A 19,457-nucleotide genomic window follows, 5' to 3' on the forward strand; every position below is an offset into this window, starting at 1 on the left:
TTTTCTCAATAGATTAACTCAAACTAAAGTTATTAAGCAAACCTGCCTTTTAGCGGAAAAAGAGTTATTTGCTTATATACTTTAACATAAATTACCTATTCCCTTTGGTTGTTTTTTAACATCTCAAATGACAGCCTAATTCGCACTAAAAATAACACATTGACAATAGCTATTGTCATCCCGTTAATTGGTATGCTATTTCACGCGTTAATTCTGCAACGAAACAGGAATAACCCTTACATACCAATAAAAAATCGAGTACAAAACCTTTGCGATTTAATACTCGATTTCTATCGCTAATTCTATTGTTTCTCCAAGTTATCTGAACTACTTATTAAAACCCGCAATGCTTTTTTTATTTTATCTATTTTCTTTCTCGTCTTCTTTTCATAAGTTTTTTCCAAATAACTCTAAAAGAACTAACGAATTCTTCTTCTAATGCCAAATACTTAACTAAAACCTCTCTATCAACAAGGTCTAATACCTGTTCAAAATCAGTATTATTTCTAATACAATCATCTATATGTTCAAGTAATTTTTTCGCCAAGTTGTCATCGATATTTTGGAGATTTGGCAGCATAATTTTTTCGACTTCTCCAGGTAAAATCTCCAATACTCCTCCACCATAACTTCTTCCCTCTATTTCAGTAAACGCTAAAGTTATGCTGTTATAATACGAGAGTAAAATCTTTTGATGATTAAGCCCCTCATTAAAACGAACCCTATGCATAGTATCCGTACTTACCGCATTAATTTTGTTTATAACAAATTTCGGATATAGGTCATTTCTTCTTAAAATAAAAGCATCTGGTTGCCACACAGAGGGAATGTGATACCAATATTTTCTTAAACCTAACTTATACCCATTATTGTGCCCTACTTCTTCTCCCCATTTTATATATTCCTTATGACCCTCAGAAAAATTATCTGATGATTCATTAGGGAAATATACTAACTGGGCAGGCAAGTTAGCATTTACATTCGCTAGCCAATCTTCGTGATTAAAATAAATCCCCTTCGCATGGGCACTTCTACCAATCAACGGAATAATTACTTCTTCCAATCCGTATTCCTGCACTACTTCTTTTTTTACTGAGAAGTATTTATTATTACCTGTAGTTATGCCAATATCTACATCTGCGATTTCTTCAAATTTATTAAACCTAGAATCAGAAATTACACTATTAATCGCTTCAATCTCATGATTAGATAAAAAGTATTTTGTCCATTTATCTTTTGAATGGTCAACCTCTTTGTACTCAACTGGTTGCCCCATGATTTCCTCATTTAAAGACTGTAGGTTTGTAACATCAATTAGAGAAATTTTGTTTTCTAAATTAATGTCATCTCCTTTTTCACCTAACAAAAGTACAACCTCTTGTTGAACATCAGGGAATACTAATTCCTTGAATGTAATTACCGTAATTTTAGATAGTGTATTCTCTAGAAACTGTCTTAAATCAGCAGCGTAAGCAACTTGTAAGAGCTCAGCAGGTATTATTAATCCAATTTTTCCGTTTGATGATAGCAATTGGACACTTGCCACTACAAATGATACCCAAGCATTAATCAATTTATTTGATTTCATTCCGTTTCTGACAAGAATGTCAGACTGCGTATCTCGCTGTTCGGGAGTGAGATATTGATAACGAATGTAAGGTGGATTTCCAATTATTAAGTCATATTCATTAAATTGCAGATTATCGGTGAATTCCGAGAAGAAATCATTATTAATAATATTTATATGATGATTTCCTTTTAAAACTTTTTGTTTAGCTTTTTCCGCTTCTTCTTCTATAATTTCTATAGCCGTACACTGGTCAAATTCGACATCTTCAATTTCTGTTAAGCCTTCAAGGAATGCACCATCCCCACAGCTTGGTTCTAATATATTTTTTTTCGGTCCGTCTTGAAAAGCCCAGCGAATTATAAAGTCTGTTAGTTCTCTTGGTGTATAGTAACCTCCACGAAGCTTCTGTGAAGAATTTTGAGCTTTTAATTTCAATTTATACCACCCTTAATTAAATACATGCTTATACTCAGATATGCCATAAAGGTCGGTAACTGCATTCGTGACTGAAAGTTTTAAATCATCCTTCTCATTAATTAAAGCACTTCTCTCTCTTCTATCTAAACCTTTATTTGCTAGTTTTTTATTTATAGAATAGATTTCTCTGGTATTCATTACTATTGAATCATAAAGGTTCTTCTGTGTGCTATCTGTAAAATCCACATTAATTATAGGTAGTCTAGATAAAACAGAGGTTCCTCTGGAATGGAACCCACCTTCAAAGTCACTACCAATTACGCTAGTTAGCCATTCAATTGCAGGATGATTTAATACTGCTTGTATAAATTCAAGTACATATGGACTATTTGGATTCTCAGTAATTGCACAAAATCCAGCAGTTCCTCCAGAAGCAATTAGCATATCATGGTCATCATATAAGTATAAAGGTTTTCTCGTAAGAATACCAACTATTAATTTAGGTGTGTTGATGAACCTTGTTAGAGCTTGAATTCGACCGTAATGATACCATGTATCAGGAGTAGCATGGGGTACATCTCTTCCTTTTGTAGCGCCTGACACCTGTTTAGGAACTAATCTGTCGTAAAAATCATTCAAGTATGCCCATGTCTCAGAGAAGAGGGATGACATCTCTGCTCTACTATAAATTTCACCATTCTCATTATAAGGGAATATAATCCATTTATTTGGTGAAACATAGTCGTAAGTATCAATGTTTTTTTCTATTTTTTTTGTTGGTTTATAGTAAGGCTTAAGAATATTTTTTTCAATCAGATATTCCTTTTCCTCTTTTAAAATTTTAAAATATTGGCTATCTTGGTCAATAATTTGGTCTTCACTAAACCAGTAGATTGGCACTGGGCGCTCTGCGCTTGTTTGAATCCCATTAAAAATTTCAGCTATATTTTCATCATTAATTTTCCCACCAAATAGTGTGGCATTTTCATATAACTTATTAATTAACCTAGCTTTTTCTTCATCTGATACTAACACCCAAGAATTTTCACTTAAAATGTTGCTATTTAAAGTGACTCTCAGGAGTTTCTCTTCGTTTTCTTGGTTAATCCACCAGTCTTGTAGGTTTTCGACTTCTTCAAAAATAAACTGTGAACTTTTCAATTTACCTGCTAACAGTACAGAACTATAAGTTGTAACATTTTTGTCTTTAAATAATTGTGCTGCTCCGAAATCTATAAATTCTTTTACATATCCGTTCTTTGCTAAGATATCTCTCAACTTTTCTCCTGCAACAATTTTTGAGAATTTATTAGGAACAATGTAACATAGGATTCCATTATCTTTTAACTTATCCATAGCTCTTTCTATAAATAACATGTACTTATCAAATTGTTTATAGGAAGAAGTATACATTTTTTCATAAACCCATACCTCATCCCCTGGAAGCAAAGTATTCATATCGGACGTTTTAACATAAGGTGGATTACCAATAATAGCATCAAATTTTTCTACATTATTATTAAATTTCCAGTTGAATGCTGAGATTAAGTATTTGTCGTTATCTTCAATTTTTCTTTTTTTGAGATGACCAAATTCTACAAGTGCATTTCCTGTTTTAATATTCTCATTTAGCACTGGTAACAATGAATTGCCTCTTCCTAAAGTTGGCTCTGTTTCTTCTTCCAATAGCTTTAATAATAAACTGAACTTACATACTTCAACAGCATTAGGGTCAATATCTAAACCATATATAGAAGATGTAAGAATTTCTTTTTTTTCATTAAAAGGTAAAAAAAAGCGTTCATCCTCCCCTTCAATGAGAAAATCTTTATCAAACTTCTCATACCAGTTTCTTACTTGTTCCATCAAGTAGCCAAATGATTCAATAAGAAAAACACCAGAACCACAAGCAATATCCGCTATGTTTAGTTTTTTTATTTCATCCGGAGATTTATCTTTTGTCAGTGGTTCTAATGATTTTTTAACCATATACCTTACTATTTGAAGGGGTGTTGTCACAACATCTCTGTTAATATTCTCAGCTTTTTTAGATAAGATAATTTTATTATCAGCAGTTAAAGTTAATTTCTCAGATAAAAATATCTCATAAATTTCACCGAGGATGTTTGCATCAATTATATTATAAATGAAGGGACTTTCTGGATAATAAAGGTCTTTAATAATATCGCTTACCACTTCATTATTTAGGTCTAAGACAATTTCAGCGTTTTCAAATATCCCAGAATTATACTTAACATCTGCCTCTTGCAATACTTTTAATAATTCATTCTTTAATCTATCTTCATTTTCAATAGTATCTAGCAATTTATAATATGTTGGTAAGTTTCTATCTTCACAGATTCGTAAAAAGATAATTTGATTTATAAAAGATTGAACAGCATCATTTATATAGGATATTTGATATTCGGGATGGGTTTCGTATAAGTCGTTTGCTAAGTTTACTCTCCACTTGTTGATTTGCTTAAGAAATAGGCTGTCAACTGTTACAACATCCCGATTTACTACTAGATTTCCTAATTTCTCATCATAATCACTACTGTATACAGCCTCTTTAGATAGTAGAGAATGAATTTCTTCCCATTTTTCAAGATACTCCGTATAGTGATACCTTTTTAATAAAGCCTTCTGTGGAACATCATCCTCCATTGGCGCCACTGTTGTATCATATATATATAAATATTCAAAATTTGTTAATACAGCTATTTGATGACGAGCAGTGACACCATAACTCCTGGTTTGAATAGCTGGCTCAGGAATGTTTGTAATGTCAACATGTGGCTTTTTAACTTCTATAAAAAATTTCTTTACTCCCCTAATGGTAATGGTGTAATCAGGTCTTTTTCCTTTTGTATCAAACTTCTCTGGTACTATTTCCCTTATGTATGGGTCTACGCCTTTTTTGTTACTAACATCCCATCCAAGTAGTTCGAGGAATGGATTAATCAAAACATCCCTTGTTTCATGTTCATTAAAAGAATTTGCTTTATAACTGTCATAGTTTTTTTTGAAATTTTCTACTAATTTTTCTAAAAGACCCGTCATATCTTCACATCCTACTCTCACATATTCTTAGTAAAATTATACCAGCAATATATCATTATACAATTACCGTTTAAAAATTAACTTTTCATAGATAGAATAAAAAAAACAAGCAGGAGGGTTCCTGCTTGTTTTGAGAATCTATAAGTTACAGTGGTGGTAGCTTTAATTTCGTTATTAGTTCAGAAGCAAAAATCTCTTTTGAATCTTTCTGCAAATTAATAATCTCATACTTATCTGTTTTATAATCATCAATATTACAGTTAAATTTATCGTTAAATGTTACCAAAACAAATTGCATATCTTCATTTTTTCCCCAAATTAAATTATTTGCACGAAAAGTATCCTCATCAATTTTTACTGTTTTGGCAGCTTTTACAGATATCCCCCTCAATACTTTAGGTTCTCCAACTGCATTCCCATGTTTAAAGGGATTGATTACTGCAATATCAATTTCATTTTTACCAGTTTTGTATTTATTTAAGAAGTTTTGATTAGTAACAACAGCATATCCCTTAGATTCTATTTGGTGTTTACACAAAAAATAAACAAAACGATGAATAATAAACTCAGGTAAACTTTTATAATTTGAATGGATGCCAGTCATACTTATTGATGTTTCAATAAATGTTTGGTAACAGTCCCTAACTTCCCCATTAGTGATAGAGTAGAGATTGCGTTCAATATAAGTGTTAATTTCTAATAGGTATCTCTCCGAAATTTCTCTTAACATATTTCCCCTCATTGTTTCCATGTTAGCTAGTAAACTTTAGATTTTTTCCATCAACAAGTAATAGATTTCCCTTTTATAAAATTCTACTTTTATACTATGATAGGAAATAACCAGTTAATTTTCAATCAAAAGAGACAATTCCAGCTTTATCAAAATTTCACTTTAATTAGCAAAAGGAGTATTTAGTATTGAAAAAATTATATTTAGTTCTAGTCCTATGCATAGTTTTTTTAGTCTATTCTCCCCAACTAGGAGTTGCGGAGACAAATGAGGTGCCGCCAAAGGCTGAAACTTCTGTTAAGACACCAAAAGCATCCTATCAATGGGATAAAGTTGATGAAGGTCTTTACCACTTTATATTCACAAGTGATTTTAGCAAACTTACTGAAAATGAGAAACTCAACACTTTTTATGAACAGTTAGCGAAGTTTAAAAAAGAACATTCAGGGGAAACAATCGTTGGCTATCAAGCTACAACCAATAATACTCCTTCTGCTTCCATAAATGGCTTTATGGTATCTACAGAAAAGAAAGCAATGAATGGTGCTGTTCTTGCAGCAATCATAACAGGGATTGTTACTGGATTAATTGGGTTAATTACTTTAATCTATACAGTTAGGAATAACAAAAAGACGCTTTTCGTAAATAATATTACATCTGAAAGAGTAAAGTGGATGGGTCAACTAAAAGAGTATGTAGCGGAATTTATCTCTTTAGCTAGCTTTTATAATGAGAAGCCTGTCTTAGAAGACGCAAAAGAAAAAGGAGAATATCTTGATAAAATTATTCATGCCAGAGCAAAAATAAAGCTCCACCTCAATTATAAAGGGGAAGCAGATAAGAAGATAATGGAGATTGTTGATAAAATGTCTTCTAACATTATGACAGCTTTCGAAACATTTACTCTCCTTAAAAAAAGTGATAAAGAAAAAGTTGCCTATGTTATGGAACAGCACAAGGAACAACTAGATAAAAGAATTAAATCAAAAATCGATAAAAGCATTCAGGACACTCCTAAATCTCAATCAATACCAGATTATCAATCAGTCTTAAAAACAGTTACGGAAATTGTCCATGAAGCGCAAAATGAAGAGATTGCACTGTTTAATAACCGTTTTAAGAAGGAGTTTAAACAATTAAAAAAAGAACTACAAAACAATACTGATATATTATTAGAGCATACGCAAAAGTATTTAAAAGAGGAATGGAACCGAGTAAAACAGGAAGCTGAGAAAGGGAATTTATCAAAGTAGTGAATAAATAAATTAGTATTATAAGCCACTTTAGATAGTGGCTTTTTAAAAGTATCCTTCTTGCCTTAACGCATTTTCAATAACCAAATTTACCCATGCACTTTTAGAAATTTTTCGTTCAATATGATTGATGTTATCGTAAATCTTAACATTTTCCTCTTTTTGGTCTGCAATGAAGCGTTCTAAAACTTTATTTAATGAAGATTCAATGGAGACAATTATTTTTATGTACTCATTCTTTTCTTGTTTATCATATGAAATCAGTTGTCTTTCTTCCCGTTTTTCCTGCCCCTTAAGAATGCCATCCTCCTGTTCTTCTTCTGAATTTATTTGTAACCGTTTTTTAGCTTGATTTGTTCTCGTTCGTCTTTCCTCTTCTTTTGCAGCTTCTACTTCTATTTCATCTAGTTGGCTTAAAAAATCATCAGTCATTTAAACTCGCTCCCTTCCCCCTTAAAAACACTTTATTTGAGATGATACGAATATCTTCCATGATATTCTTTGACCAAACATCTTTTAAATCATTCAACATGATACCTTCATTTTTACTCGTAGAAACTTTTTGAGAGTAACGAATGCTACCTAGAATTTTTTCTTCAGGTATTCCATTTTCAATTAATCGATTCCTGAACATTTCTAACTGTTTTAATGATTTCTCTTTAGGTCCTTTATGTTCTACTTTGTTAAAGACAATACCATAATCAATCTGATAACCAGCTTCTTTATATTCACTTACTAATTCAACACTGCGTTCCGCAGAAATAATACCATCCATGTCGATATCGGTCGGTATAACAATAAAATTCGAAGCAGAAATTGAATAATTTACTACATCTGAATTCTCATTAGGATGTGTATCTAAAATGACAAAATCAAACATTTTGGTTAAAGGCTCTAATTTATTCCTTAAAACATCTAGCTGTTTTGGTCGTGGTACATTTTTTTTCACCCAATCAGCATAATCATCGACCCGCTCATCGCTTGGTATGTAGTAAATATTATCCCTGAACTTTTGAATTACCTCCGATGGCTTTGCAGCTCCCGTAAGCCAATCATATGCAGACACATTAAACGAATCCCTATCTTTTAAAAATCCAGTTGCAATACTGCTATTTTGACATGTATCAATGATACAAACTTTTTTTCCTTGTTCTGACTGTTCTGCAATCGAGATGCTTAAAAACCGTGCTAGGGTACTTTTTCCTACTCCACCTTTACCTGAATAAACTGTTATAACTCCCATTAAATATTCCTCCCTACACCCTTCTAAATAAAGGTTCATTTATCACTTTCAGTAATTCAATCTTTATTCCTTTCTATAAAGATAAAAAAATAGAAATTTATATTTATAAAAAGATAAAAGTATATACTTTTATTTTTTGCAATTATCCACCAGCATTTCTAAGTAGCGATTTTCCCGTTTTAAGCCTTTTGCCTGATATTTTCGAATCAATTGTTATCTAAGAAACTTAAAATGAATGATTTGCCCTTTTTTGTGAATTCTACAGCCAATATTTCTTTATAGGATGGGTTTTAAAATAACGCACAATAGTGCGTTCAATCATTTAAGGACAGACAGTGAAAAGAAAAAGAAAAGACCTAGTGGAGAAAGTGATTAAATTCAGTGGACATAAAAAGCTGTGATGTCGTGAACAAGATTTTAAAACCATGCGCCTTCACATTTTCGAAAAAACATCGAAAATGCTTGTCGTTTAAAAATTTCTTTCTAAATAAAAAACGAGGATGGGGTTTATCCTCGTTTGCCAGGCGGCAGCCGTCTGATGACTTTAGGAATCAGACAACTATCTTTACTAATAAAGTACCCTCTAAATTTCTCAGAACACTTGGGGCTACAAGAATAATTCCATATTTCGGTTGTAACCCTATACCATACTTTTTTTCTTCGGTTGGAACTCTATACCATACTTTTTTTTATAAAAGAAGCTGGTTTAATGGTTTAATTTTTTTACTTCGAATAGTAAATTTATGTTTAACAACTATTTTTCTAATAAATCACTCTTCAAAATCCGCTCCTCCTTATAGCTCTAAGTCTCACTCCGTATTTTGGTTGTAACCCTATACCATACTTTTTTTCTTCGGTTGGAACCCTATACCATACTTTTTTCACAAAAAAAGAGTGAAATTATCACTCTTTCTCTTTTTGATTTTTATTGTCTTCTTCTTTAGCTAAACCAAACAATGTTCGCACAGAACGATACCATTCATCATTTTGTACTTGTGTTGTGACGAATACGAGACTAGGATTGATGAAATAGATTTGATTTTCAGCTTCGAATGACCCTAAAACGTTAGCCTGTTTTAAGATTTTAAAATACATTTCTAACTTTTCTCTTTGATTCCCATCCATTCGCTTAGGTGTTTGACCAGTTATTGCTTTCCAAAGTTCTTTTTTGGTCAATTTCTTAATTAATTTTGGATTGTGTTCCAATGCTGTAAGAGCGTCTTTGTACCCTTTAGTGATATCATCATGGTAATTTTTGCATAGTATGTAAGCTTGGGGATGAACAAAAGGTAATAATCCTGCGACTAATGATAAAGGGTACAATTCTAATTTTTTCTTTCTTCTTTTGTCATTGTTCTTTTTTTCAACGATTTCATCTATTTTTTTAATGAATTTTGATAAATTTCTCTGGAATATTTTCACACAATACTCTTCATGTTCATCAAATTCGCCTTTAATTACATATTTTCCATGCATTTTATAACCAAATGCATTGTCTTTTCCTAAACGAACTGGTACAAGTATTTCAACTTCAATTAGAGAATCTAATAAAGCTTTTGTTAGTTTTCTGGAAGCCCCAATGTAATTGGCAATTTCAGTTTGACTTAGGGGTTTCCCCTTTAATGATAATGGAATATCTTGAAAAGAAATCAAAGGCAATAATTTAACGAAATAGTGCATTCTGGCTTGTGTTAATTTCCCTGAAATTTCTTTGATGCTCCGTTTAATTTGAACAAACCCTTTCCGATTGTTTTTTTTATAATCTTCTTCTAGTTTCATTTTTTCTATGAATGCTTTGATTTGATTTTTACTTCTAACATCCGATTTATCTAAATCAATTAGCCTCAAAAATCGTTCTTTCCCTGTTTTTTTGCTCTTTACCTTAATATAAGCTTCTGTTACCTCCAAGACTTCTTCAAATTCCATAATTCGATTAAAATTCGTATCCATTTCTATTCCTCCTAATAAATTTTAAATATCATTTTTTAGGAGTCACTCTAAAAAAATTGAAGGACTTTCATCGAAAATATAAAATGAATAAATAGGTTCATATTATGATTTTGTTTGAATTGTTTTTGTAACTCCACGAATAAGAACATCTAGGATTCTTAATCAATTTATATAAAATCTCGTCCATTTTCGAAGGCTTCTTACTAGCCTTCTTTTTTTAATGTCTTTGTTATAACTTCTTATTTGTATACATCATCTTTAGTAATCTACAACAGAATTTTTCAATTTCCTAGTTTCGCGTTCTTTTTTTATTTAGGTTTATATTGATTATTTCCTTTTATAAAAATAGAAAGATAGAAAGATTGAAGTATATACTTTTATCTACCAAATAAGTCGTATTTCTTTAATCAAAAATTTCATTTTCTATGTATTATAGGTTCATACGGAACAAAGGAGGAATATTTTTATGAAATTCATGAACCCAAACGATTTGATTATCACAATAGACTGGAAAGATGAAAGTACGCTTATGAGGGAAGGATTTGTAACGATTTCAGACTCTTTTTCACAGCGTCACATTTCAGTTGAAATGGTGTTGTTCCCTGCCGAAAACCGAATCGAAATTGACTGTGTAGAACTGATACGCTTATATCCTTCGCAAAAAGGGTTAGATGTGGATATGGGTGAATTAAAAACATTGTTGATGACTCATATTAAAGAATGCTTAAACACATAAAAAAGGACGAATTATTTCGTCCTTTTTTACTCATGAAACATTTATCCCTTATCGGAATCAGCGACTACTATAAAACAGGAATAGAGCCTTTTGCTTTGGTCAATTGTCATATTGAAGTTCGTAAAATAAATAGATATAATGACTATTTTATTTGTATGAGTTATTTAACCAATTAAAGAACCTTCGAGTCGGTATTATAATTCTACTGCCCACCTTCTTGCATGGAAACTCCGGATTCCTTGCCATTTCATAAATTTTGCTGGTAGAGACATTCAATATCTTAGCTGCCTTATCTGCTGTTAAAGTTTCACCGTATTGTTCCACCACATTGTTATTTCCTTGCATCTCCTTTAACTCTTCTAATATCTCCACTTTAATTTTTTGCAGTTCCTCGGAAAGAATCTTTCTTATAATATCTTCAATCATTTTGTTCCCCCAAGTTCCAATAAGCTTCCCCGCCGTCTAACCAATGAAACAACCTAGCTGTATCAACTTTTGAGCTGTATATTTTCGGGAAATTCTTATCAGTTTTACCTAGTTTTCTAATCGCATAGACACTTAAGTTTAGTATCTCAGAAGCGTTTTTTAATGTGATGACAGAGCTATGCTTATCAACCTGAGATTTATATTTCTCCCTAACCTCGTCGTCAATTTGAAGTGCTTCTTCATACCTTTTTTCGAATAATTCATAGTCAATTTCTTCTTGTCCTTTTTTTAGATTTTCTAGTGTATCTGATTCTTCCGAATGCTCTTCATTAACTTGACCAGTATTAATTTCTGGATTCTGTTGTAAATAAAGTTGTATTTCTTCTCGAACAATTTTTCGTATTAGATTTTCAAGTTCACTCACTTCAACCACCCTTATATCATCATGACACTATTCATTTATGATGTTTTTTCTTTTTATTATAAATGAGCCAACACCTAAAGAAATATTAGAATTATTTGAATTCCCTCTGTAATTCAATCAATGAATGATTTTTCAAAGCTTCATAGATTTTTTTGCAAACAGTTTTCGGGATGAATGATTACAGTTCATAGAATACACCTCCTTTTTAAAAAGTTAATTGCTCTTTTTGAAATTACGCTTTAATGGCGGGTCAAGTTTAACATAGCAGCGCCCAACTGTATCCGTTCTTGAGTGCCCTAAATGTAGCATGACATATAATTTTCTCATCTGGTCCCAAGTGAATGGTTTCATTGGCAAGCCTTTTTTTAGACGATAGTAGTTTAGTCTTTTCCTTTCATTTTCAATTCGTTGGTCTATTTTTTCTTTATTTGAACCTTGTAAATTAACATAGTTCCTTATTTTCTTCCATAAATCTTTTTTTGAAGTGAATTTTGTAGAATCATATAATTTCTGTGCAAAACAGCGTCTCGTCGAGTGACTAGTGTAGCGTTTAGTGACATTCCCTTTTTCATCTCTTTCCACCAAACCAGCTTTTTCAGCTATTTTTTTGTAGGTCTCTTGCATATATTTTGATGCAGCTTCTTTGCTCATTTGCTTTCCTTTCTTATCAAATAACGGAAAGAGTGGAGAACCGTCTGCTTTCCCTCTTGTTAAATTGGCATAAAACAGCTTCTGGCTCATATCCATCGGAACTTTTCTGCTAAAGTTATTTTTATCTTTTTCGTAATACTTTGTCATTTTTTCTAAGTCGATATTTCTTGCCTTTAAATTAATTTCAGCCGTAATCCTTCCGCCCGTGTGTCTTTGTGCTAATATGATATTTTTAACCGTTTCGTAATTGAGGTTCGTTTTGGGGATAACTTTATCAATATTGTTAACTATCATGCGGTATTCCTGGTCTGTGGCTTTCATCGAGGTTCGTTCATCGTGGTGCATTGTGGCTTCTTCTTTGTAAATTTTATATAAGTAACCTGTGCCTTCTTCCACGCTCCCTTTTAAGCCTACTCTTACCTTTTCTATTCCGTTTTTCTTCCACACACCGTGCTCTTTTACAATTTCCTGCAACTTTCCGAATGCATGTATACAATTCTCCACATGGCTTCCTGAAACCGGTTTTTTATCGCTTCTGGCATGGAATCGCTCAAGTAATCCATCAATATGTTTCTCAACCCATTCTGCTTTCCAAAACTTTGGATTATAGGCATCACGGCTTTTTTTATCCGTTGCCTGTTCTTTAATTTCATCAAGGGTTGTGTTAAAAAAAGTTTTAACTTGCCCAAAATATCGTTTGGCTGTACTTTCCGAAATATCGCCTTTTTTTACACCACAATTAAATGCTTGTTCTACCATTGCCAAAGCATGGTCTTTCTTCATAAACATCGCCTCCCTTCACGGTATTTTTTAAAATAAAATTATTTAAAATTCTAGAATTTTGTTTTTTATTTAGATTAGAAGTGTCTTCTAGTAAGCACCTTTTTATGACAAAATACAGAAAAACAAATGAGAAAATGGCATGCTAAATGGCAGTTGCTCATTTTGGACTTTCTGCAGTTTCCTTCTTATCCGAATCGCCAAAACATCGCTCCCAACCTGCCCTCATGGGGCAGGTTGCTCCCTCGTTTTGGCGAACGGATGAAGGAAACTGCACTTGCTTCAAAGATTCCAGCTTTGGCTGCCAGCTCCGCGCGAGCGCGAACCTGAACAGCCAAACCCTCCATCTTCGAAGCCGTTTCGCTAAAGCCACAGTCTCCGAAAGAGCTTCGTGCCAGCACGAACCTCTTTCGAAGCCTTTAGGCTTCATCGAAACAAAACCAAATGAACGCAAATAGCAATTCTCCAACTTATGCATACCATTGCCCGACTTAGAGAGAAAATTGTGCTTGCTCCTATGTTTGCTGCACATATCAAGAAATGAATGACAATCACTCAAGTTTCATTTCCTCATATGTACAGCAATTTAAATAAAAGCAATGTTCTCTCCTTGTTGCAGACGCTTCACCGTACTCCTTGGTCCCCTATCCAAGTTTCCTCCACGCACATGAGAATCTTTATACCCCTGTATAAAGATTGCTGAGCCCTCACTCCTCATGCGATTCCCTAAGTTTCCCTAGGTTCACCTGCCTAGCTGTCAAGCTAGTGCCATATCCACACGGGACTTAGGCATGTTGGGATTAATCGCCTGTTACGGCATGCACACATTGTGTGCGAGCAATGCAAAATATACACTCATTATCAAAATCACTAATTGCTACAACCGATTTTCATGAATATTAAATTGTTAAACTTCCTTAAGACTAATGCGACAACTACTTTTCTAAACATCCAATTTTATTCCGACACAGTTTTTTCTCCTCTTTTTTATTATTCTTGCTAATTCTGATTTGGAATCATTGGCTATACGCATCCCATGTTCTCTCCTCCTCTTTTTTAATTTTTTTAGGGAAATCCACGCATAAAATTCATTTACATATCCTCCTTTTGATTTTTTTGCCTTGTTTGGTCAGGTGGCAATAACCTGTGTTCCCAAAATGCAATTGTGACAAGTCTGCCTTAAAACATTCGTGACAAGGGACATCCATAAACTAAAAACAACATTGCAACACGGCAATAAATTATTATTCTCCGCCAATATTCAGTTGTAATTTTGGGTTGTTTTCACTATATGCTGCTGTTTTCATTACATGCGCGAAAGAGCCATTTCTTTGTCGAAATGCCTGTACTATTTACTATCTTGTTTACATTCTTTTATCTATCTCTATACGAGATAATTTCTCGCTTCAGCGAAAAAAGGTTAATACATATTTTTATCATAATTCCATTTAGTTGTTTTGGAGAAAAAAAAGGGATTTTTTGAATGAATTGTCTGTTTTCCTTGTATGATGAAGAACAATCGATTAAAACATGGTAAAGGAGTGATTAAATTGGAAGTTGATTATGTAAAATTTGAAGAATTAGTGATGAACTTGGAAAAAAGATATCGTGCTCCAAAGCTTAAAATCAAGGAGTATGCGTTATCGAATGAACAATTAGGAAAAGTTCGGTTTGATGAGGAGGACATTCATTTTGAGGTTAAACAAGATGTAAGTTCTGGGTGTCTGATGGTTCCTTCAAGTTACGAAGAGTCTCTGAATCTTCCGTTATTGGTTAATAAATTTATAAGGTACTCCATTGATTATCATCGTGGACCTCTTTTTCAAATTACGGTCGAGTCCGGGTATTGGAAGTTAAAAAACCAAGACATGCGTTATAAAGAGTATGTCGTAGAACTTAAGAACACTATACATTTAAATTACTGGTTCGAACAAAAGAGATGGGCATTTATTAAAAAGGAAGACTGGTTGAAGATGTACCGAGACATGCAACAGGATTTAAATCAACCGATATTAAAACAACTTGAAATGGCATTTGCTGACCTTCTTGATACCACTGCAAAAGTACGCCATTCCTTATCCAGCAAACAGTTAACTCCACTAGCAAAAGAGTATATTTCGATTCTCCGTGATTTAAGATGGTATATAGAAAGAGTACCGAAGCTATGGTTCATTTTTAATGTCTATTCGAAAGATATGTACTATCGGATTCTTGATAGACTGAACAATCTACATAAGTGGTTAGATGAAGCAGACGCATTTATTTACGATAAAGAAAAGAATCAAGACCCTATTGCTAAAATAGATGAAGAGAATACTCCATTATATCTCCTCGATAGAGCAGCCGAACCACTTCTTCTGGAAGGATATGAAGTATTTAATAACTCCGTTACTCCCTCCTTACAAACCATCTTCACTCACAATAAGCCATTTGAAACTCACGCCAATAAACAGACCCTCAAAGATTATGAAACAATAGCTCTGGGTATCTCAAGAAAAAAGAAAAAGACCTTTGTTTGGATGAATGAAGTAAAAGCACAATATAATATTCGTAAAAAAGACTAGGCAAATTTCCGCTAACAATTCATATTCGGGATTGAAGGTTATTAGGGAACACTATAAATGACTTACTATAAAGCATTAAAGAACGCAAAGTGCTCAGATATAAATTTTTATCTGAGCACTTGAACAACATATTCTATACAATTCTAAAAAAATCGTATTTACTTCGTTTATCTTTCAAATCATAGAATGGATTATGTTCAAATTGAGCTGGTATAACCTCTGAATATAGTTTTACATGTAGCCGTTTAGTATCGATTTCTACCGAAACATAATCTACATTTTCCTTGAATAAATCTGAATACTCAGTGTGTGTTTTCGAAGGAAATCTATACTTCATTATGTCGTTATATTTTGGTTGAAAATACCTAATCAAAGCAGCTTCTGTAAAGTTTATCTCCTGTTTCTTACGAATTAAATCGTAAGGTCGCTCAGTTATTTCCAATTGTTTAATAAAAATATCAAAGCTTTTTTGTTTATCTTGCTCTATAGGAGATAGAAAACCTATAGTGTTTCTATCAAAATCCCAAGAAGATAAGAAGATACTCTTATCATCTTCCTTTTCTGCATAAATTTTCTGCAAGGTTGAATGAGATTTTAATCTCTCATAGACTGTTCTCTCACCATCCTTACCAAAAGAACGACCAATATAAACAACTTCACAATCCATTACATATCCATTCGCTATTAAGAACATAAATGAATTAGCCTTAAGTACGTAATTACCTAATGCATCTTTAATTTCTAAATCATCTTTATTCGGACTTAATACAACTTCTAATTCTTGGTTTTTCAAGTTATTAATCAACCTAAATTCAACTTTATCATCAGCTCTATCATCCATAATCTTAATTTCCAAATCTATATATTTTTCATCTATTTTTATAGAATCACGAACAAAAATTATTTTAGGTGCTTTAACAACCATATAAATATGCATTTTAGGTATTTGATTGTACTTATTTTCAAGCTCTAATAAACTTGCAAAATCATAATGTCGAAAAAACATTCCATATGATTCCACCATTGAAATACCAAGGTTTGAGCCAGTGGAAAACTCTTCCTTATCCTTCATTTTTCTCATCCTATCCCTATTACTTTAACTCCTCTTACATTACTGATGTTAATTACACAATACATTTTTATTTTACCACACCAAAATTTAGGTTATCTGTATAACTTAGGATAAATATGATTTTTAAATAAAGTAGTAATGAAATACCAATATTACAATCACTAAATACTTCTTCAATTATTTGTCCTTTGGAATAACTCCTTTTTTTATTACAAATAAAAACAATGGAAATTCCCTTGTCATGCCCAGTGTTCTACACATTAGTTCCAGTTTCATCAATACATATGTATATCGCCGTTTTCTAACTTTCAGTCTGGGTTACATGAAAGCATCCAAACGATTTTATTTTTGACTGATAATCTGAATTTGTGTAATTTCCCTCAAACTTTTTTGACCAAATTAATAAGTTAAATAAACATTAAGGTATATAGAGAACCAGTAAGAGCAAAACAAAAGTAGAAAACAAACATTTTAGATAGTGCCTCTTTTACTTTATATCTAAAGCCTGCTCCTAAGAATATTAGTACACTGTAAAGAAACCCAAATATCCAAATGCAGCCTAGCAAATTGCCTTTGCTATTCATATTACCAAGCATAGATAAATTCCAATGGAACGGGTTTGAAAACATTACATAAACGAAAACATAACCAACAAAGAACAAAAACAGAACAATAATAAATCGAAAGGCAATCTCCAGAATCTCTTTTACCTTCATAAGCTATCACTTCCTGATTATAAAAACGAACAGTTTCTTTATACAATATATTTAGATTTTAACAATCAAATCCTTGTAAATCTTTGTTCAATCTGTTTTTCCAATTACCTTTTATATTTAGCAATAAAAAAGGCAGTCAAATGAATTCTATGTTTATCACAGAATCAGACAGCCTGGTTGTCTCTTTATTGGCATCTTAGCTTACTTGGCATGAAGCCCATTTTTCTATATTAATATCCGCTTTTGGACACTTGTTATGTTTTTCAAGTTGCTTCCAAAAACGATAAATGATGGTTTCACTCATTGTTTGAATAAACTCATCTAGCTCTTTATTTATCTCTGTTAAGTGATTTTGCAAAGAATCAATGAATTTTTTCCCGTATTGGTTTACTACTGATAAATATTTCTCTTTATCTGCAGTGATAGAATTATATTGTTCTAATGTTTGTTGAAAATCTCGATTATATTGTTTTAATGTAACCTGAACAAATTTGACATCCAAAAACAGTTCTCTGCTCTGTTCCATCGAAAGCAGCGTAACTCCCTCTGCCGTTTTTATTTCCCCTTCTTTGAAATTCACATACAGCATGCGCGTAGCTATGAGTGATTCTAACGAAGGTCTTTCTTCAACTGGCTCAAGAATGTTAAAGCTCTTCTTCTTTCCTTCATATGCTTTTTTCTCTATATCAGTGTTTTTAAAAACAGTTTTAATAAAATTCATTATGAATTCCCCCCTAAAATCTTTTTTGGCGTACATACATACGCTTGAAAGAATCATAATTACAATATCTATTAAGTCAATAAAAAAAGGCAATAAGCCTTTTTATAAAGTTTGAAAAGTATCAATAAGATTCAAGATATGATAAGCCGAGAATGCGATAAGCATCCCTATTCCAGCACGAATAATCATTTTCTTAGCTTCTTCTATCTTAAACGGGTCACCCTCTGACATTGTGTATTGGAAACCAGCCTGTATTATCATAATAAGTGCCAATCCGGATGACACATAAACTACGGCATATGCGAAAGCATTGAAGCTCTCACTAATCTTTGAAACATTTTCATCTACATTGTCATTTTGGGTTACTGGCATGCAATAACCTGCTCCAGAGTCCCAATACGCACCACCGCTGTAGCAATTGACCTCACCAGGTCTCTTTGCATCTGCGACTGTCGGGGATAAACAGAACATGATAATCCATAAAGAAATTAATCGTTTCATACTCCCTACCTTCCTTTACCGAAAAAAAGACATTGGGGCAGTGAAATTATATTCGATTTCTTTGTTAATGCAATAAACAACGCAAAAAAGCTACTACATGATTAGTATTGTAGTAGCTATCCATGAAATCTACTTTTTAATATATTAGCAGGTAATTATAGCAGTTTTCTTTTAGAAAGATAATTAAACATGTCCTCGACCGTTTCAAATATGTTGTATGCTTCTTCTGCATTTAAATCCGTATCGTTTAAAGGAATCAATGTGTAATGACAAGTTGTGTAGTATACTTTCTTAAATATTTCTGAATTGGAATCACATACTTCTTTTAAATTGCTTTCTAAGTTCAATTCTATTGTTGATTTCGTTGTAACGGACTCAATCGCATTAAACAGCGTTACATACAGAGCAAATTCTTTTTCTGTATAATGTGACAAAGTATTTCTCAATCTTTGAACTTGCGCTTTTTCAATTTCGCTTAATTGTTCATACCCATAGAACATTGTTTTTCTCCCCTTTATACGCTTTACTTTTTCGAATCACTGGTTTTCCTTTAAATCTTTTCGATAAACATATTGGACAGCCAAAAAATACATAAGCATGAGCACATTATGCACAATAAGAAAATAGACCAAGGGCATCA

General features: G+C 32.5%; 17 protein-coding genes. 3 read left to right on the forward strand and 14 right to left on the reverse strand.

Features of this window, described 5'->3' with window-relative positions; genetic code table 11:
- Positions 1-364: 364 nt before the first annotated feature.
- The 3 genes from Q1B07_RS07600 to Q1B07_RS07610 form a co-directional block, all read right to left on the reverse strand.
- Positions 365-2,005, reverse strand: coding sequence for a class I SAM-dependent methyltransferase (locus Q1B07_RS07600; protein WP_299089464.1), 1,641 nt, complete (start codon positions 2,003-2,005; stop codon positions 365-367).
- A 12-nt stretch (positions 2,006-2,017) separates the two neighbouring features.
- Positions 2,018-5,050, reverse strand: a complete 3,033-nt coding sequence (locus Q1B07_RS07605) for an N-6 DNA methylase (protein WP_299089466.1) — start codon at positions 5,048-5,050, stop codon at positions 2,018-2,020.
- A gap of 145 nt (positions 5,051-5,195) precedes the next feature.
- Positions 5,196-5,780, reverse strand: coding sequence for a hypothetical protein (locus tag Q1B07_RS07610; RefSeq protein WP_299089467.1), 585 nt, complete (start codon positions 5,778-5,780; stop codon positions 5,196-5,198).
- 188 nt (positions 5,781-5,968) lie between these two features.
- Here Q1B07_RS07610 and Q1B07_RS07615 point away from each other — a divergent pair, with 188 nt between their 5' ends.
- Entirely contained in the window at positions 5,969-7,033 is a 1,065-nt protein-coding gene (locus Q1B07_RS07615; RefSeq protein ID WP_299089468.1) for a hypothetical protein, read from the forward strand.
- A 45-nt stretch (positions 7,034-7,078) separates the two neighbouring features.
- Here Q1B07_RS07615 and Q1B07_RS07620 read toward each other — a convergent pair whose 3' ends face one another.
- The 3 genes from Q1B07_RS07620 to Q1B07_RS07630 form a co-directional block, all read right to left on the reverse strand.
- Positions 7,079-7,465 (reverse strand): hypothetical protein, encoded by a 387-nt coding sequence (locus tag Q1B07_RS07620; RefSeq protein WP_299089469.1) that lies wholly within the window; start codon positions 7,463-7,465, stop codon positions 7,079-7,081.
- Entirely contained in the window at positions 7,458-8,276 is an 819-nt protein-coding gene (locus Q1B07_RS07625; RefSeq protein ID WP_299089470.1) for a ParA family protein, read from the reverse strand. The genes Q1B07_RS07620 and Q1B07_RS07625 overlap by 8 nt, the downstream gene beginning before the upstream one ends.
- 903 nt (positions 8,277-9,179) lie before the next feature.
- Entirely contained in the window at positions 9,180-10,226 is a 1,047-nt protein-coding gene (locus tag Q1B07_RS07630; protein ID WP_274575451.1) for a hypothetical protein, read from the reverse strand.
- A gap of 466 nt (positions 10,227-10,692) precedes the next feature.
- Between Q1B07_RS07630 and Q1B07_RS07635 the strand changes: the two genes are divergently transcribed.
- Positions 10,693-10,962, forward strand: coding sequence for a hypothetical protein (locus Q1B07_RS07635; protein ID WP_299089471.1), 270 nt, complete (start codon positions 10,693-10,695; stop codon positions 10,960-10,962).
- Positions 10,963-11,109: 147 nt separating this feature from the next.
- On the opposite strand, the gene Q1B07_RS07640 is transcribed toward Q1B07_RS07635, so the two are convergent.
- The 3 genes from Q1B07_RS07640 to Q1B07_RS07650 form a co-directional block, all read right to left on the reverse strand.
- Positions 11,110-11,388 (reverse strand): helix-turn-helix domain-containing protein, encoded by a 279-nt coding sequence (locus Q1B07_RS07640; RefSeq protein ID WP_274575446.1) that lies wholly within the window; start codon positions 11,386-11,388, stop codon positions 11,110-11,112.
- Positions 11,381-11,812 (reverse strand): hypothetical protein, encoded by a 432-nt coding sequence (locus Q1B07_RS07645; protein ID WP_299089474.1) that lies wholly within the window; start codon positions 11,810-11,812, stop codon positions 11,381-11,383. Before Q1B07_RS07645 ends, Q1B07_RS07640 begins: the two co-directional genes overlap by 8 nt.
- Before the next feature lie 213 nt (positions 11,813-12,025).
- Positions 12,026-13,246, reverse strand: coding sequence for a tyrosine-type recombinase/integrase (locus Q1B07_RS07650; RefSeq protein ID WP_299089475.1), 1,221 nt, complete (start codon positions 13,244-13,246; stop codon positions 12,026-12,028).
- Positions 13,247-14,793: 1,547 nt separating this feature from the next.
- Here Q1B07_RS07650 and Q1B07_RS07655 point away from each other — a divergent pair.
- The gene (locus Q1B07_RS07655; RefSeq protein WP_299089476.1) at positions 14,794-15,807 is read left to right on the forward strand and encodes a hypothetical protein; all 1,014 of its coding nucleotides are present in this window, start codon (positions 14,794-14,796) and stop codon (positions 15,805-15,807) included.
- A gap of 133 nt (positions 15,808-15,940) precedes the next feature.
- Here Q1B07_RS07655 and Q1B07_RS07660 read toward each other — a convergent pair whose 3' ends face one another.
- The 5 genes from Q1B07_RS07660 to Q1B07_RS07680 all read right to left on the reverse strand — a co-directional run bounded on the left by Q1B07_RS07660 (position 15,941) and on the right by Q1B07_RS07680 (position 19,317).
- The gene (locus tag Q1B07_RS07660; RefSeq protein ID WP_299089477.1) at positions 15,941-16,879 is read right to left on the reverse strand and encodes a hypothetical protein; all 939 of its coding nucleotides are present in this window, start codon (positions 16,877-16,879) and stop codon (positions 15,941-15,943) included.
- 407 nt (positions 16,880-17,286) lie between these two features.
- Positions 17,287-17,595: a hypothetical protein gene (locus tag Q1B07_RS07665; protein ID WP_299089478.1), complete on the reverse strand. Its 309-nt coding sequence runs from the start codon at positions 17,593-17,595 to the stop codon at positions 17,287-17,289.
- Positions 17,596-17,791: 196 nt separating this feature from the next.
- Positions 17,792-18,316, reverse strand: a complete 525-nt coding sequence (locus tag Q1B07_RS07670) for a hypothetical protein (RefSeq protein WP_299089479.1) — start codon at positions 18,314-18,316, stop codon at positions 17,792-17,794.
- A gap of 102 nt (positions 18,317-18,418) precedes the next feature.
- The gene (locus Q1B07_RS07675) at positions 18,419-18,817 is read right to left on the reverse strand and encodes a pilin (protein WP_299089480.1); all 399 of its coding nucleotides are present in this window, start codon (positions 18,815-18,817) and stop codon (positions 18,419-18,421) included.
- 155 nt (positions 18,818-18,972) lie between these two features.
- Positions 18,973-19,317, reverse strand: coding sequence for a hypothetical protein (locus tag Q1B07_RS07680; RefSeq protein ID WP_299089481.1), 345 nt, complete (start codon positions 19,315-19,317; stop codon positions 18,973-18,975).
- Positions 19,318-19,457 lie beyond the last annotated feature (140 nt).

This window comes from uncultured Metabacillus sp., from assembly GCF_947503125.1.
Lineage (GTDB): Bacteria > Bacillota > Bacilli > Bacillales > Bacillaceae > Metabacillus.